Here is a 15,640-nt window from a genome sequence, read left to right on the forward strand (position 1 = left end):
CATGACGGAGATCGAACGGGAGTGCCCGACCTGCCGAAGCAGACAGAAGTTCCGCCCGCTCGACAACGCGGAGAAGGCGGCGGTCCGCGAGAAGAAGGGTCCTCGCTTCTACGTGGGCAACCTCTGGCGCTGCACCGCCGAGCGGTGCCTGTGGTACCAGCCGTATCTGAACAGGGGAAAAGGCGGCCTCCTGCCCGAGAGTTTCCGCAAGGAGGCCGCCTCGAAGTGAGTGCTAGAGGTTGCTGAAGTCCGGGCCCACCGTGCGGGTGCGCTTGATCTCGTAGAAGCCGGGGACCGAGGCGACCGCGAGGGTACCGTCCCAGAGCCTGGCGGCGGCCTCGCCCTTGGGGGCCGGGGTGACGACCGGGCCGAAGAAGGCGATCTGCTCGCCGTCCGCGCCGGGGACGGCGATGACCGGGGTGCCGACCTCCTGGCCGACCTTCTCGATGCCCTCCTTGTGGGAGGCGCGCAGCTCGGCGTCGAACTCGAAGTCCTCCTGGTCGGCGTAGTCGATGAGGTCGGCGGGCAGGCCGACGTCGGCGAGGGCGCCGGCGACCGCCTCGACGGTCGGGCCCTCGCCGTTGTTGTGGATGCGGGTGCCGAGCGCGGTGTAGAGCGGGCCGAGGACGTCCGCGCCGTGCTTCTGCCAGGCCGCGGTCACCACGCGCACCGGCTTCCACGCCTTGGTCGCGAGCATCTCCCGGTACTCGTCGGGCAGCGTGTCCAGCTTGTCCTCGTTGAGTACCGCCAGGCTCATGATGTGCCAGCGCACCTCTATGTCCCGGACCTTCTCCACTTCCAGCACCCATCGGGAGGTCATCCAGGCCCACGGGCACAGCGGGTCGAACCAGAAGTCGACGGGGGTCTTGGCGGACGTGGTCGCGCTCTCGGACATGGCTCTCCTCGAAATGGTGTCGATTTCAACAAGCAACGCCGGGCATCACCCGCTCCATTCCCGGTCGGCCGCCCGATTCCCGGGTGCCCACTGTCAGGAGCACATGGCAGGATCGGCCCTGTCCACATGCCGAACAGCAGCCGAGGGAGTACCGCCCGTGCCCGGTGAGAATCTGACCCGCGACGAGGCCCGGGAGCGGGCCGCCCTGCTGTCCGTCGACGGGTACGAGGTCGCCCTGGACCTGCGTTCGGCGGTGGGCGAGGACGCCGGGGACGGCCCCCGCACCTTCCGCTCCGTCACCACGATCCGCTTCCGCAGCAACGAGCCCGGCGCCGCCACCTTCGCCGACCTGATCGCGCCGAGTGTGACCTCCGTCTCACTCAACGGCCGCGACCTCGACCCCGGCCAGGTCTTCGACGGCTCGCGCATCCTCCTGGAGGACCTCGCCGCGGAGAACGAGCTGGTGGTGGACGCCCAGTGCGCCTACTCCCGCACCGGCGAGGGCCTGCACCGCTTCGTCGACCCCGAGGACGGCGAGGTGTACCTGTACACCCAGTACGAGCCGGCCGACTCCCGCCGCGTCTTCGCCAACTTCGAGCAGCCCGACCTCAAGGCCCCGTACCGCTTCGAGGTGCGGGCGCCGGAGGGCTGGACCGTCTGGAGCAACGGCGCGGGCGAGCGCTCCGACGGCGTGTGGCGGTTCGCGGAGACGAAGCCGATCTCGACGTACATCACCTGTGTGGTGGCGGGCCCGTACCACTACGTGACGGACTCCTACGAGCGGACCTTCGAGGACGGCACGAAGCTGGAGATCCCGCTCGGCGCCCTGTGCCGCAAGGGCCTCGCGCCCTACTTCGACGCCGACGACGTCTTCCTCGTCACCAAGCAGGGCCTGGACTTCTTCCACGACCACTTCGACTACCCGTACCCCTTCGGGAAGTACGACCAGGCGTTCGTGCCCGAGTACAACCTCGGCGCGATGGAGAACCCCGGACTGGTCACGTTCCGCGAGGAGTTCATCTTCCGCGGCAAGGTGACCCGCGCGTCCTACGAGGGCCGGGCGAACGTCATCCTGCACGAGATGGCGCACATGTGGTTCGGCGACCTGGTCACCATGGAGTGGTGGGACGACCTGTGGCTGAAGGAGTCCTTCGCGGACTTCATGGGCGCGTTCTCCCTGGTCGGCGCCACCCGCTTCACCGACGGCTGGATCACCTTCGCCAACCGCCGCAAGGCCTGGGCCTACCGCGCGGACCAGCTCCCCTCGACCCACCCCATCACCGCCGACATCCGCGACCTGCAGGACGCCAAGCTCAACTTCGACGGCATCACCTACGCCAAGGGCGCCTCCGTCCTGAAGCAGCTGGTGGCGTACGTCGGCCAGGACGCCTTCCTGGAAGGCGCCCGCCGCTACTTCAAGCGGCACGCCTACGGCAACACCCGCCTGGGCGACCTGCTGTCGGCGCTGGAGGAGACCAGCGGCCGGGACATGGGCACGTGGGCGCGCGGCTGGCTGCAGACCGCCGGCGTCAACTCCCTCACCCCGCAGGCGCTGTTGACCACCGAGGGCCGTATCGACGAGCTCGCGGTGGTGCAGGAGGCCGTCGAGTCGCACCCCGAACTGCGGCCGCACCGTGTGGCGGTGGGCCTGTACCGCCACGAGGACGGCCGCCTGGTGCGGTACGCGCGCGCCGAGGTGGACGTCGACGGTCCGCGCACGGTCGTGACGGAGCTGGCCGGCGAGCAGGCACCCGACCTGATCCTGGTCAACGACGACGACCTGACGTACTGCAAGATCCGCTTCGACGAGACCTCCCTGGCCACGCTGCGCGAGCACCTGGGCGCGATGACCGACCCGCTGGCCCGCGCCCTGTGCTGGTCGGCGCTGTGGAACATGACGCGGGACGCGCTGCTGCCCGCCTCCGACTTCATCGACCTGGTGATGCGGTTCGGGCGGCGCGAGTCCGACATCGGCGTGCTCCAGATGCTGCACGCGTGGGCGGGCTCGGCGCTGGTCCACTACTCGCCCGCGTCGTGGCGGCCCAGGGGCGAAGAGATGCTGGCCCGCACCGCGCTGCGGGACCTGCGGGCGGCCGAGCCGGGCAGCGAGCACCAGCTGGCGTGGGCGCGGTTCTACGCGACGGTGGCCTCGGCGCCGGACGACCTGAACCTGCTGCGCGGCCTGCTGGAGGGCACGGAGAAGATCGACGGCCTGGAGGTCGACCAGGAGCTGCGCTGGACGTTCCTGGAGCCGCTCGCCGCGCACGGGGCGGCGGACGAGCCGATGCTGGCGGCCGAACTGGCCCGCGACGACACCGCGTCCGGCAGGCGCCACCAGGTCCGCTGCCTGGCCGCCCGTCCGTCGCAGGCGGTGAAGGCGCAGGCGTGGGCGCAGGTGGTGGAGTCGGACACGCTGTCCAACGCCCTGGTGGAGGCGACGATCGCGGGCTTCACGCAGCCCTCGCAGCGCGAACTGCTCGCGCCGTACACGGAGAAGTACTTCGCGGTGATCGAGCGGCTCTGGACGGAGCGGTCCATCCAGATCGGCATGGACGTGGTGCGCGGCCTGTTCCCGGCGCTGCAGGACTCGCCCGCGACGCTCGAGGCGACGGACGCATGGCTCGCCGGTCACGAGGGCGCCGCGCCCGCGCTGCGCCGGCTGGTGCTGGAGGCGCGGGACGATCTGGCACGGGCCCTGCGCGCCCAAGCTTTGGCCAACGACTGATCGGCCCGTGACCGTTACGGAATCCGGTCAATAACACCCGTAACCCCTGGCCCAACCCGAATGGACCAGGGGTTTTCCGTGCCCTATCGGCACCCGAACACCCGTCCTTTAGTAATGCCTTGTCCGCATTTGTCGACAGGCGTGTAACAGCGGTTAAAGAACCGACCGGACGCGGGAAACCCCGAGTCATGAACCACAACACCCCGCTCCCCCCGGCTTCCCCCCGCCCCCTGCGTCACCTCTCCGAGGTGCACCGGCGCGTACTGACGACGGCTCAGCTGCGCGCCCACGGGGTCTCGTCGGCGGAGATGAGCGAGCAGTGCCGCGTCGGCGGCCCCTGGCAGCAGATCCTCCCGGGTGTCTTCCTCCTCCACCCGGGCCCGCCGACCAGCGAGGAGCGGCTGCACGCGGTGCTGATGTACGCGTCGCGCGAGTCGGCGCCGGGTGTGCCGGCCCAGCCCGGCCCGGACGAGCCGCACCGGCCCGTCTACGCGGAGGCCATGGTCACCGGCCTGGCGGCCCTGACGCTCTACGGCTTCACCTCCGCGCCGCCGCTGCTGTCGCTGGAGAAGATCGACGTCCTGGTCCCCCGGCTGCGCCGGCTGCGCTCGACGGGCTGCGCGCGCATCGTCCGCACGGCCGCCCTGCCGACTCCCGTGGCGGTGAGCGGAGTTCCGCTCGCGCCGGTGCCGCGCGCCCTGGCCGACGCGGTGTCGGAGCTGGCGGACGCCTCCACGGTGCGGCGCCTGCTGACGGAGGCGGTGCGCGGCGGCCACTGCGAACCGGCCTCGGTGGTACGGGCGTTGAACCAGGCGAAGCTGCTCGGCCGCCCGCACGTGGTGGACGCGGTGGACTCCCTGCTGGCCGAGGGCCGCGCGATCGCGGAGGACCGCCTGTACCGGATGGTCCAGGAGTACGGCCTGCCCGACCCGGTCTGGAACGTCGACCTCCGTCTGCCCGGCGGCCCGCACCTCGGCGGCCTGGACGCCTACTGGCCCGAGCAGGCGGTGGCCGTGGAGCTGGACACCCGGGCCCCGCGGCAAGGCCTTCGGCAGGACGATGACGCGCTGTGGTCCGAATACGCCCGCAAGCGCGAGCACTTGGAGCGCCTGGGCATCACCGTCGTTCACATCACGCCCAGGAAGCTCCGTGAGTCGATGGAGCAGCAGGCGGCGGTCGTCCGCACGGCGCTGATGGCGTCGGGCGACCGGGAACCGGCCGCCTATGTCGTGGTGCTGCCCCGCTAGTGACGGACCGGGCCGGTATCAGGAGGGGAGAGGAGGGGCCGCCGCGTCGACCGGGCGGCCCCTCCTCGTGCTCAGCCTCCGCAGAACTCCGCCTGGATCACGGTGTTGGTGTCGCCCGTCCAGTCCCCGTTGAGGTTCAGCGCCAGGGAGTGCCGGCCGTCCGCAGTGGTCACCACGTCCGACGAGGAGCCGTGGATGCCGCCGTCGTGGCCCCACAAGTGGACCTCGCGGCCGCCGCAGGACAGGGTGCGGTCCATCAGGCCCAGTCCGTAACGGACGTTGGGCGCGCCCTCGATCTTCACCGTGGTCTTCATCTCCTTCAGCTGGTGGGGCGGCAGGAGGCGGCCGCCGAGCAGGGCCGAGTAGAAGCGGTCGAGATCGGCGGAGTCCGAGATCATCTCGCCGGAGCCGTAGGCGATGGCCGGGTTCAGGGTGGTGACGTCGTACGTCGGGCCGGTCGCCGTCTCCGCGAGCTTGGAGTAGGCGCGGCTGCTGGGCTGCGGGACCGTGACGCGGGTGCCGGGGACCGAGGTGGCGGTCAGGTGCAGCGGCGCGATGACGCGGTCGCGGATCTCGGCGCCGTAGGGGCGGCCCGTGGCCTTCTCGATCACCAGCGCGGCCAGCAGGTAGTTGGTGTTGGAGTAGTTCCACGAGGTGGCGGGCGCGAAGTCCGGCTTGTGGGACATCGCGATCGCCAACAGGTCCGCGGGGGATGTGCGGTCGTAACGGTGCTCGAAGAAGCCGTCCTTGAGGAAGTACTTGCGGCCGAAGTCCTTGTCGGCGGTGTAGTTGAAGACACCGCTGGTGTGGTTGAGGAGCTGGCGGAGGGTGATGGCGCGGCCGTCGTGGCCGTGGCCGCGGACCTCTCCCGGCAGCCACTTGTCCACCGTGTCGTCCAGCGACAGCCGCCCCTCCGCCTCCAGCTGGAGCAGCACGGTGGAGACGAAGGTCTTGGTGATGCTGCCGACGCGGTAGCGGTCCTCGGCCGAACGGGGCGCCTTCGTGCGGAGGTTGCCCACGCCCGCGTTCGTCGACCAGGTGGCGCGGCCCTCTCTCGCAGTGAGCGTCACCCCGGGCACGCCCTCCCGCACCACGGCCTCGACGGCCCGCCGGGTCGCGTCGTGGCCGCCGGCGGCTCCGGCGGGCGCGGCCGCGATCGCGGGGCCGGCCAGCGCCGCGGACAGCGCCGCGGCGGTCGCCGCGACCAGGGTCGTACGGACGCCTGTGTTCATGTCTTCTCTTCCCCCATCTGACTCTGCTCTCGCTCTGCGGCGAGCTCGGACGGGAGATCAGACCCGGTCCGCGGTAAGCGGGTTGACGCGTCGCGGGCCGGTTGGGCCGCTTTCAGCCCTTCTTCAGCACCAGCTCCGTGTTGCGGTCGTTCGCGTCGCCGCCCAGGCTCGTGCCGGCACCCGGCGCGTTGTACGACACCTCACGGTAGAGGGCCGCAAGGCCCGTCTGCGTGAGGTCGGAGAAGTCGGTGCGGTGCGGGGCCGCGGACTCGACGAGCGTGGTGAACAGGGAGATCGTGCCGTCCTTGTTGTCCGCCAGCTCGATGACCCGGGCGAGCTGCGGGTAGTCCACGTGGGAGGCCGTGGAGATCTCCCAGAAGGAGCCGCCGGCCGAGGACGAGTGCGCGGTGATGTCGTTGCGGTGGATGTGGCCGTTCACCCAGGCGAGGACGTTGCGGTGGCGGCCGAGGGTGGCGAGGACCTCCTGGCCGTTGTGGCGGCGTTCGTTCGGGCGGGCCGGGTCCACGTGGCCGGTGTTCGTCATGGTCTTGCTGGTGTGGTGGCTGAAGACGACGACGTACGAGCCGTTGTTGTCGTTGTCCTTCAGCTGCTTCTCCAGCCAGTTCAGCTGGGCCGTGCCGATGGAGCCCTCGTAGTGGCCGCCCGGGTCGGTGGTGTCGATGCTGATGCCCACGACGTCGTCGGCGATACGGAAGGTGTAGTACTGCGTGCCGGCCTCGAGGTTGGCGGTGGAGTAGCCGTGGCCGACCGGGCCGAGGCCGCGGTACGCCGGGTCGAGGTGGGCCTTGAGGTAGTCGGCCGGGGTGTACGGCGCGCGCGCGGGGTCGGGCGTGACCGAGCGCATGTCGCGCGCGTGGGCCTTCAGCAGGTCCCGGAAGGCGAGGCCCTTCGGGTCGTTGCCGCTCTTGATGTGATCCTGAAGCTTCTTCGCCTCGGACGCGGACAGCGACATCAGCTTCCTGCCACCGACCGCGTACTCGGCGAGCCAGGAGTCGCCGTGGCCGTAGCAGCCGAGCGGCATGGCGTCGTGGTTGCCGACCGTGGAGTACCAGGGCAGGTTCAGGCCGGGGCTGCGCACCTCGCGGATCGCGGCGGCCAGGTAGCCCTGAAGGTGCGGGAATCCGAGCTGCTTGTCGCCGTCGCGCACGGTGGAGTCGGGCTGCCAGTAGGTCTTCAGGCCGCTGTTCTGGACGCCCTCGTAGTGGCGCGGGTCCCCGGTGTTGGGCGTGATCCGCCCACCGCTCATGATCTTGAGGAACCACTCCAGCTCGGACTTGGCGTTGTTGTCCGTGTTGTCGCCGGTGGTCATGGCGAAGTGCAGCGCGGAGCCGGTGACGGGTGCGCCGCGCAGCGCGTTGATCCGCTCGACCAGCGAGATCGCGCCCTGCACGGTCAGCGCCTCGTGCGGGCGCCAGGCGTGCTTGTCGGTGGAGCGCAGGTACTCCAGGCGCATCGGGTGCTGGGCGTCGATCAGGTGCAGGTCGGTGAGCTGCACGAACGCGGCGAGCGCGGTACGGCGGCCGGCCCGTCCCGACTTGGCGGCGGCCAGGTCGCCGCGCACCACACGGGACCAGCCCGGGCCGTCGCCGAGGCGGCGGTAGCCGGAGGCGGAGCGCGGGGCGGCGACGCTCGCGAGGGTCGTGCCCTTGGTGTACGGAGCGAGAGGCGCGACCGGGGCCCGGCGCGACTGCGCCACCACCCGGGTCGCCTCCGTGCCGGCTTCGGTGGCGGCGTGGCTGTCCGTCGGCCGCAGGGCGTAACCGACGCCCGCGGAGACGGCCGCCGCGCCGGTGGCGGCGAGGACGGTACGGCGGTTGACCGCCGGGATGCTGGTGGCGACAGAGCGTATGCGCGACATGGCGCGATCTCCCCGAGTGCGAACGCGTCGGCAGTGGTCGCGGGCGATCGCTGTCGCGAACATTCCCGCTCGCTCTGGATGCTTGGCACCGGGAATGACCTGCGCGTGAACGAGACCGCAACGCGCAACACCGATCACCGTACGTGGATCTTGGCCCACCCGGCACGCCCCCGACCGCTCGTCGCGCGGCCCGGGGGCGGTCACTCCGTGTTCATCTTTCGGGGTACTCAAGGCAGTTCACGGCCCTGTGGATGTGGCGCCTGTCACTCTTCGGCCGTCACCGCCACCCGCCCCGTCACCGGCCGCTCCCGCCACAGCCTCAGCCCCACGTCGACCAGGCCGACGCGGTTCAGGGCGGTCACCTCCGTGAGGGGGTGCCAGGCCGCCATGTCCGTGGAGCCGCCGATCTCGGGGCGGAGTTCGCCGGCGGTCACGCGGGCCTCGTACACGAGGCGGACGCCGTGGTGGTCGGTCCTGCGGCCGAAGCGGTGGGAGGCGCTGCGGCTGATCGAGTTCACGCCGAGCAGGCCGGTGATCTCGACGAGGTAGCCGGTCTCCTCCTCCACCTCGCGGAGCACGGTGTCGTAGGGATCCTCACCGTGCTCCATGCCGCCGCCGGGCAGCGTCCACTCGGGGCGGCCCTCGCCGTCGATCCAGCGGGCCAGCAGAATCTTCTCGTCACGGATGCACATGGCGTAGGCCGCCACCCTCAATGTTCGGCGCACACAAGGAAGTTAGTGCGCCCGGGCGGGATTGGCAGGCGAGTATTCCGGCGCCGACCAGCGCAGCGGGACCGCGGACGGCGTCTCCACGACCTCCGTCACCACGAACCGCACCGTCAGCTCCCCGTCCTCCCCGTCCTCCGTCCGCGCCTCGCCCGTCAGCTGCAGCACCGCGCCCGTCTCCCAGTCGAGGAACAGCAGGCCCGCGCGGGGGTCGGAGCGGAGGTTGCCCAGGGTCAGGAACATGGAGTTGCCCGGGTAGTCCCGCCAGCTCAGCCCGTGCGCCGAACCGGCCCGTACGAAGCCGGGGTTGCCGCCCTTGTGGCTCACCTCGACCCGCCCGGCGTGCACGGTCGCGACGAAGAAGGTGTCGGCCGACTCGATGAACTCCCGCTGTAGAGCGGAGAGTTCGCCGCTTCGTGTGGTCCGGCCCGGGCCGCCGTCCGCCACCACCTCGTACGACTCCCTCCGCTGGATGTACTTGGGGCAGTTCGCGAACACCCGTTCCGCCGCCACCGCGAAGCCCCGCGCCGTCGGGCGGAGGCGGCCGTTGAGGCGCATGCGGCGGCGGGTGCGGGGGTCGAGGGCGATGGTGGCCACCTGGGTGCCCTCGGTCGCGAGCGCCGGTGCGAGGGGGTCCGCGGGGCGGACGCCGCCCGTCACCGACATCTGGCGCGGGCCCGTCGCCCGGACGAAACCGGGAGTCCCGGCCAGCGGCGACGCCCAGACCGCGCCCGTCGACGGGTCGGCCGCGCCCAGCACCAGCAGCGGCTGGAGTTCCAGGAAGGCGGCCGCCACGGGCTTGATCCCCGCGCCGATCGCCAGGCCCACGTGATCGGCGGCCTCCCGCACCCCGGCCCGGTCCTGCAGCGCCCGCGAGCCCGCGTGGTAGACGCCCGTCATTAGAAGAACCCGCAGGTCGGAGACGCCGCATGGGGCGCCGGCGCACCGTCCGCACCGCTCGGCACGGAGATCTCCAGACGGGTGCCGTCCGGGTCGTGGAAGAAGATGCCGCCCGACGCCGCGCCCTCGCGGTGGGCCACCACGCCCTCGTACGCGAAGTCGACGCCGTACGCCCGCAGCGCCTCCTCGTACTCCCTGACCCGTTCGATCGACTCCGCCTCCAGGGCCAGGTGGTGCAGGCCCGCGCGGCCGCCGTCGTACGGCTGGGCCGCCTGCTGCCAGAGGGTGAGGACGAGCCGCTCGCCGTCGCCGAGGAACGCGTACCGCCGGTCGTCCTCCTTGCCCTCCCCGACGAGGACGAAGCCCAGGACGTCGCGGTAGAAGGCGAGCGAGCGGTCGAGGTCGCCGACGTTCAGGCCGATGTGGCCGGTGTTCAGGGTCATGGGTCTCTCCCGGTCGTTGGTAACGGCAGTCACATATAACCGTCGTACTCAAACTTAGCGGTTAGGATCGAAGAAGGTCAACCGGTCACGTACCCTTCACTGGTTAGCCCGGAAGGAGCCCCCATGTCCGCCGCCCCCGACCCGCGCCCCCTCATCGGCGAGCCCCTCGCGCTCGACCTGCTCAACACGCGCTGGAACAGGGAGGGGGTCACGCAGGACCTGCTCGACGACGTCGACGGGCTCACCGTGTGGCTCGCGGCGAACGGGCTCGACGGACGGTTCACCGCCGACGCGGCGACCCTGCGGCACACGCTGGAGGCCCGCGACGCCCTGAAGAAGGCCGTGGACGGATCGCTCGCGGAAGGGGCGGACGCCGTCGACGCCGTTCTCGCCCACGGGCGGATCCGGGCCACCCTCACCGCCGGCGGCCCCGGCGAGGTGCCCGAGTTCAGCGACCCGTCCTGGGGCCCGGCCTGGCTCGCCGCCCGCGGCTATCTGGAGCTGCTCTCCGCCGCCCCCGACCGCATCCGCGCCTGCGCCGGCCACGCCTGCGTCCTGCACTTCTACGACACCTCGCGGAACGGCACCCGCCGCTGGTGCTCCATGGCAGCCTGCGGCAACCGCGCCAAGGCGTCACGGCATTACGCCCGCTCGAAGGAATCTTGAATCACCGCACCTTTTGGCGCTATTGGGGACTCATCCAGCTAAAGGCCATCGGGGGTTTTCCCCATACCTGCCCCTCGTTTCGGTCAACTCTTCCCAAACAACGGCCCCTTGGGTAAAGCTGTGCGCTCGTCCGGCACAGGAACTTCACGTACGAGGGATGCCGATGACCCACCCCCAGCGCGATCCGATATCCGGCGCGAGACGCGTGGCCCGCATAGCCGTGGCCACCGGTCTGGTCGCCGCGCTCTCCGCGGCCGGCCCGATACCCATGGCCTTCTCCGCCGACAGCCCGTCCACCACCGCTCCCGCGGACGCCACCGTCAAGTCCGCGCAGGACAAGCTCGGTTCCGACGACGCGGACCTGCTCGCCGAGGCCCAGGCCGAAGGCGCCAAGAACGTCACGATGATGATCGCCACCGCGCCGGGGCAGACCGAGCAGGTCGCCGGCAGGCTGGACGCGGTCAAGGGCGGCTCGGTCGGCCGGACCTACGACAAGCTCGGCTACGTCCGCGCCACCGTCCCGACCTCGAAGGCGGAGTCGGCCATCGCCGCCGCCGTGAAGCTCTCCTCCGTGCACGGCATCGACCTGCGCAAGGAGATACCGCTGGACGACCCGAGCGCGCAGAGCGCCGCCAAGGCCGCGTCCGCCACGAAGACTTATCCGGCGCCGGGCAGGAACACCCCCGCCGAGAACCCCTACAACCCGTCCTTCGAGACGGGTGCCGTCGACTTCGTGAAGGAGCACCCGAAGTCGGACGGCCGCGGTGTCACCATCGGCATCCTCGACTCCGGCGTCGACCTCGGCCACCCGGCCCTGCAGAAGACCACCACCGGCGAGCGGAAGATCGTCGACTGGGTGACGGCGACCGACCCGATCGTCGACGGCGACGCCACCTGGCGGCCGATGGTGACCTCGGTCTCCGGCCCCAGCTTCACCTACGGCGACCGGACCTGGACGGCGCCCGCCGGGTCGTACCAGATCAGCACGTTCAGCGAGTCCGTCACCGCTGGCGGCGACGCCAAGGGCGACGCGAACCGCGACGGTGACACCACGGACAAGTGGGGCGTCCTCTACGACCCCGCCGCCGGTACCGTCCGCGTCGACCTGAACAACGACTACGACTTCGGCGACGACACGCCGATGAAGCCGTACAAGGACGGTTACCAGGTCGGCTACTTCGGCACCGACGACCCGAAGACCGACGTCGTGGAGCGCCAGCCGTTCGTCGTGCAGATCCGCAAGGACGTGCCGATGGACCCCTACGGCGGCGACTGGGTCGGCAAGAAGGCCGACTTCGTCAACATCGGCGTCATCGAGTCCGAGCACGGCACGCACGTCGCCGGCATCACCTCCGCCCACGGACTGTTCGGCGGGCGGATGAACGGCGCGGCCCCGGGCGCGAAGCTCGTGTCCTCCCGTGCCTGCACCTGGAGCGGCGGCTGCACCAACGTCGCGCTCACCGAGGGCATGATCGACCTCGTCGTCAACCGCGGCGTCGACATCGTCAACATGTCGATCGGCGGCCTGCCGGCCCTCAACGACGGCAACAACGCGCGCTCCGAGCTCTACACGCGCCTCATCGACACCTACGGCGTGCAGCTGGTCATCTCGGCCGGCAACTCCGGTCCGGGCGCGAACACCATCGGCGACCCCGGCCTCGCCGACAAGGTGATCTCCGTCGGCGCGACCATCTCCAAGCAGACCTGGGCCTCCAACTACGGCTCGGGCGTGGAGAAGAAGTACGCGATGATGCCCTTCTCCTCGCGCGGCCCGCGTGAGGACGGCGGCTTCACACCGACCCTGTCCGCGCCGGGTGCCTCGATCAACACCACGCAGACCTGGCTGCCGGGCTCCCCGGTCGCCGAGGCGGGCTACCCGCTGCCGGCCGGCTACTCCATGCTGCAGGGCACCTCGATGGCCTCCCCGCAGGCCACTGGCGCCTCCGCGCTGCTGCTGAGCGCCGCCAAGCAGAAGCACATCGACCTGAAGCCGGCCACCCTGCGCACTGCCCTCACCTCGACCGCCGACCACATCAAGGGTGTTCAGGCGTACGAGGAGGGCGCGGGCCTGATCGACATCGTCGACGCCTGGGACGCGATCCGCCACGGCGCCACCGCGCACGAGTACGGCGTCAAGGCGCCGGTCGACACCGCGATCGACTTCGCGCTGAAGACGCCGGGCTTCGGCACGGGCCTCTACGACCGCGAGGGCGGCCTCAAGGCCGGGCAGAAGAAGACGTACGAGGTCACCGTCACCCGCACCTCCGGCGCGGACAAGGCGATCCCGCACGAGCTGCACTTCGCGAACAACGCCGGTGACACCTTCCACATCGTCGGCCCGGACGAGGTGAAGCTGCCGCTGAACCAGCCCGTCACCGTCAAGGTGCAGGCGAACCCGCGGTCCGCGGGCCTCAAGAGCGCGATCCTCGAGGTCGACGACCCGAGGACGGAGGGGGTCGACAAGCAGATCCTCACCACCGTCGTGGTCTCGACGCCGGTGAAGTACACCTACTCCGCGTCGAACACGGTGCAGCGCAACAGCACGCAGTCCTACTTCCTGACCGTGCCCGAGGGCGCCAAGGCGCTGGAGGTCGCGATCGGCGGGCTCAAGGACAAGAGCCAGACCCGCTTCATCTCGATCCACCCCTACGGCGTCCCGGTCGAGGACACGGGCACCCCGTACTGCTACAGCAACTACCCGAACACCAACGGCTGCAAGCCCGACGTGCGCTCGTACGCGGACCCGCAGCCCGGCGTCTGGGAGATCGAGGTCGAGTCGCGCCGCACCTCGCCGCTGCTCGACAACCCCTACAAGCTGGACGCCGCCGTCTACGGCGCGGCCTTCGACCCGGAGACCGTGACGGTCCCCGAGGCCAAGGTCGGCACGCCGGCCGCCGTCTCCTGGAAGGCGACCAACGCCTTCGCCGCCCTCGACGGCCACCTGGTCGGCGGCCCGCTCGGCTCCGCCGAGTCGGCCCGCCCGTCCATCAAGGAGGGTGACACCCAGACCACCACGGTCGAGGTGCCCGCGGGCGCCAAGTCGCTGGACGTCGCCATCGGCAACGTCTCGGACACGGCCGCCGACCTCGACCTGACGGTCAAGAACGCGGCCGGCAAGGTCGTCGGCCAGTCCGCCGACGGCGACTCGGAGGAGGCCGTCTCCATCGCCTCGCCCGCAGCCGGCACGTACACGATCGAGGTCGCCGGCTACTCGGTGCCGTCGGGCTCCACGGCGTACGACTACCGGGACGTCTTCTTCTCCTCGTCGCTGGGCACCGTCAGCGTCGACGAGTCGGCGCCGGTCAAGCTCGGCACGGGCGACTCGGCGACCGTCTCCGGCAGCGTCACCGCCGCGGCGGCCGCCCCGGAGGGCCGTGAGTTCTTCGGCCGGGTCCAGCTGGTGAACGCGCGCGGCACGGTCGCGGGCCTCGGCAGCGTGCAGATCGAGAAGGTCACGCCGTAGTCCTGACCACGACAGCGAGGGCGGGCGTCCGTAGGGGCGCCCGCCCTTTCTCATCGGCCGCAGCTCAGGCCCGCCGCCGCGGGGAGCGCGCGGACGAGCCCGGCGCGCTCGCGGCCGATCTCCCGCGCGCCGACGACCACACGGTCGGCGACCGCCGAGTGCTCCGGCAGGGCCACCAGGATGCGGTCGCCCTTGTGCAGCCCCTTCTCGACGAGGCCCTCGCCGAGCACGAAGACCACCTCCTTGGGGCTCTTCGCCGGCTTGTACGAGCGGGTCACGTGCAGGGTGATCCGTTCCTGCCCGGTGACCGCGGGCACCGGCCGCACGTCCGTGACGTCACCCTCCGCGATCAGACGCGTGCAGGCGAGGTAGCCGGGGTCCGCGAAGGCGGCGCCGTCCGCGGCCGCCGACGGCGCCGCCTTCGCGTCGCTGCCCGCGGAGTCCGCGGAACTGCCGCCGCCGCTCTGTGCCACCAGCCACGCCATCCCCGCCAGCATGCCGCCGACGGCGGCCACCGTCACGGTCGCGAAGGCGAACCTGCGCACCCGGTGCCGGTCCCGGGGCGCCCGTACGGGAGCGGGCTCCGGCCGGGGCGGCGCCTCGGCCGCCAGCGCGTCCCCGATGAGCACGAGCTGCTCCCGGAGCAGGGCCAGGTCGGCCTCGGCCTCGCGGTGCCCGGTCATGAAGGCGGCGTCCGCGCGGGCCTCGCCGGACAGGTCCTCGCCGGTGAGCGCGGCCATGAGCGCGTCGCTGCCGTCGTGTTCCGCGGTCATGTCACACCACCTCGTCCTCGTGCAGGCGGACGCGCAGGGCCCGTACCGCCGTGTGCAGCCGGCTCTTGACCGTGCCCTCGGGGACGCCGAGCTCCTCGGCTATCGAGCGGACGGGCAGGTCGGCGTAGAAGCGCAGGACGAGGACCTGGCGCTGGGCGTCGGGCAGCTCGTCGAGGCCCTGGGCGACGGCGAGCGAGAGCACGCTGGTGTCCTCGCCCGAGGGGTGCTCCAGCTGCCTCAGCGAGGCCAGCCGCTCGCCGATCCGCTCCTGGCGGCGCTTGGCGCGGTGCCAGTCCATGGCCAGGTTGGAGGCGACGACGGCCGCCCACGCGGAGACGTCGCGCGGCGCCTCGTACCCCTTCGCCGCCCGCTCCAGCAGCCGCAGCCGCACCTGCTGCACCCCGTCCGGCAGGTCCGCCTGCGGCACCCCGCCCAGCGCGAGCACCGCCCGCACCCGGCGTTCCTGAGCCGTGTCCAGAGGATCGTCGTCCTCCGGCGCACGGCGGGCCCTTCTGCGCAGCACAAGCCACCCCCTTCACCGCGTTTCCCCTACGACGTCGCAGCGCACGGAAACGTTCGGCGGATCGCCGTGAACTTGTCCAGAGGCGGACGTCACACCCCCGGGCGTTCCACTCCTCGGGCATGGAGTGCAAAGAATTGGACAGGCGGACCCGGGTCGGCCGCATGATGGA

13 protein-coding genes are annotated in these 15,640 nt (G+C 71.3%); 5 read left to right on the top strand and 8 right to left on the bottom strand.

Going from position 1 to position 15,640, the window contains the following annotated elements:
• The first annotated feature begins 1 nt into the window (after position 1).
• A complete protein-coding gene (locus ACIBN2_RS30545) occupies positions 2-229 on the top strand; it encodes a hypothetical protein (protein WP_399139139.1) in 228 nt (75 codons plus the stop codon).
• Positions 230-232: 3 nt separating this feature from the next.
• On the opposite strand, the gene ACIBN2_RS30550 is transcribed toward ACIBN2_RS30545, so the two are convergent.
• The gene (locus tag ACIBN2_RS30550; RefSeq protein WP_399139140.1) at positions 233-895 is read right to left on the bottom strand and encodes a DsbA family protein; all 663 of its coding nucleotides are present in this window, start codon (positions 893-895) and stop codon (positions 233-235) included.
• Between the two features lie 157 nt (positions 896-1,052).
• On the opposite strand from ACIBN2_RS30550, the gene pepN reads away from it, so the two are divergent.
• Complete coding sequence (gene pepN, locus ACIBN2_RS30555; protein ID WP_399139142.1) at positions 1,053-3,620, top strand: aminopeptidase N; 2,568 nt, start codon at positions 1,053-1,055, stop codon at positions 3,618-3,620.
• Between the two features lie 188 nt (positions 3,621-3,808).
• Positions 3,809-4,867 (top strand): hypothetical protein, encoded by a 1,059-nt coding sequence (locus tag ACIBN2_RS30560; RefSeq protein ID WP_399139144.1) that lies wholly within the window; start codon positions 3,809-3,811, stop codon positions 4,865-4,867.
• A 71-nt stretch (positions 4,868-4,938) separates the two neighbouring features.
• Here the strand turns inward: ACIBN2_RS30560 and ACIBN2_RS30565 are convergent, their stop codons facing one another.
• From ACIBN2_RS30565 to ACIBN2_RS30585, 5 genes are all read right to left on the bottom strand, one after another.
• Entirely contained in the window at positions 4,939-6,099 is a 1,161-nt protein-coding gene (locus ACIBN2_RS30565; protein ID WP_399139146.1) for a serine hydrolase domain-containing protein, read from the bottom strand.
• A 112-nt stretch (positions 6,100-6,211) separates the two neighbouring features.
• Positions 6,212-7,978: a TIGR03767 family metallophosphoesterase gene (locus ACIBN2_RS30570; RefSeq protein WP_399139148.1), complete on the bottom strand. Its 1,767-nt coding sequence runs from the start codon at positions 7,976-7,978 to the stop codon at positions 6,212-6,214.
• Positions 7,979-8,241: 263 nt separating this feature from the next.
• Positions 8,242-8,703 (bottom strand): NUDIX hydrolase, encoded by a 462-nt coding sequence (locus ACIBN2_RS30575; protein WP_399139149.1) that lies wholly within the window; start codon positions 8,701-8,703, stop codon positions 8,242-8,244.
• A gap of 9 nt (positions 8,704-8,712) precedes the next feature.
• Entirely contained in the window at positions 8,713-9,603 is an 891-nt protein-coding gene (locus tag ACIBN2_RS30580; RefSeq protein ID WP_399139151.1) for a pyridoxamine 5'-phosphate oxidase family protein, read from the bottom strand.
• Complete coding sequence (locus ACIBN2_RS30585; protein ID WP_399139152.1) at positions 9,603-10,046, bottom strand: VOC family protein; 444 nt, start codon at positions 10,044-10,046, stop codon at positions 9,603-9,605. Before ACIBN2_RS30585 ends, ACIBN2_RS30580 begins: the two co-directional genes overlap by 1 nt.
• A 123-nt stretch (positions 10,047-10,169) precedes the next feature.
• Here ACIBN2_RS30585 and ACIBN2_RS30590 point away from each other — a divergent pair, with 123 nt between their 5' ends.
• On the top strand, positions 10,170-10,712 hold the full coding sequence (locus tag ACIBN2_RS30590; protein WP_399139154.1) for a CGNR zinc finger domain-containing protein: 543 nt from the start codon (positions 10,170-10,172) through the stop codon (positions 10,710-10,712).
• Positions 10,713-10,875: 163 nt separating this feature from the next.
• Positions 10,876-14,175 (top strand): S8 family serine peptidase, encoded by a 3,300-nt coding sequence (locus ACIBN2_RS30595; RefSeq protein WP_399139156.1) that lies wholly within the window; start codon positions 10,876-10,878, stop codon positions 14,173-14,175.
• Between the two features lie 50 nt (positions 14,176-14,225).
• Here ACIBN2_RS30595 and ACIBN2_RS30600 read toward each other — a convergent pair whose 3' ends face one another.
• The gene (locus ACIBN2_RS30600; RefSeq protein ID WP_399139157.1) at positions 14,226-14,948 is read right to left on the bottom strand and encodes a hypothetical protein; all 723 of its coding nucleotides are present in this window, start codon (positions 14,946-14,948) and stop codon (positions 14,226-14,228) included.
• A 1-nt stretch (position 14,949) separates the two neighbouring features.
• The gene (locus tag ACIBN2_RS30605) at positions 14,950-15,471 is read right to left on the bottom strand and encodes a sigma-70 family RNA polymerase sigma factor (protein WP_399139159.1); all 522 of its coding nucleotides are present in this window, start codon (positions 15,469-15,471) and stop codon (positions 14,950-14,952) included.
• Positions 15,472-15,640 lie beyond the last annotated feature (169 nt).

The sequence above is a fragment of the Streptomyces sp. NPDC050534 genome, assembly GCF_044457745.1.
Classification (GTDB): Bacteria; Actinomycetota; Actinomycetes; order Streptomycetales; family Streptomycetaceae; genus Streptomyces.

Excerpts from the sequence above, each read along its gene's own strand:
- ACIBN2_RS30545 (WP_399139139.1), top strand. The coding sequence starts at position 2 with ATGACGGAGATCGAACGGGAGTGCCCGACCTGCCGAAGCAGACAGAAG.
- ACIBN2_RS30550 (WP_399139140.1), bottom strand. The coding sequence starts at position 895 with ATGTCCGAGAGCGCGACCACGTCCGCCAAGACCCCCGTCGACTTCTGG.
- ACIBN2_RS30560 (WP_399139144.1), top strand. The coding sequence starts at position 3,809 with ATGAACCACAACACCCCGCTCCCCCCGGCTTCCCCCCGCCCCCTGCGT.
- ACIBN2_RS30565 (WP_399139146.1), bottom strand. The coding sequence starts at position 6,099 with ATGAACACAGGCGTCCGTACGACCCTGGTCGCGGCGACCGCCGCGGCG.
- ACIBN2_RS30570 (WP_399139148.1), bottom strand. The coding sequence starts at position 7,978 with ATGTCGCGCATACGCTCTGTCGCCACCAGCATCCCGGCGGTCAACCGC.
- ACIBN2_RS30580 (WP_399139151.1), bottom strand. The coding sequence starts at position 9,603 with ATGACGGGCGTCTACCACGCGGGCTCGCGGGCGCTGCAGGACCGGGCC.
- ACIBN2_RS30585 (WP_399139152.1), bottom strand. The coding sequence starts at position 10,046 with ATGACCCTGAACACCGGCCACATCGGCCTGAACGTCGGCGACCTCGAC.
- ACIBN2_RS30590 (WP_399139154.1), top strand. The coding sequence starts at position 10,170 with ATGTCCGCCGCCCCCGACCCGCGCCCCCTCATCGGCGAGCCCCTCGCG.
- ACIBN2_RS30595 (WP_399139156.1), top strand. The coding sequence starts at position 10,876 with ATGACCCACCCCCAGCGCGATCCGATATCCGGCGCGAGACGCGTGGCC.
- ACIBN2_RS30600 (WP_399139157.1), bottom strand. The coding sequence starts at position 14,948 with ATGACCGCGGAACACGACGGCAGCGACGCGCTCATGGCCGCGCTCACC.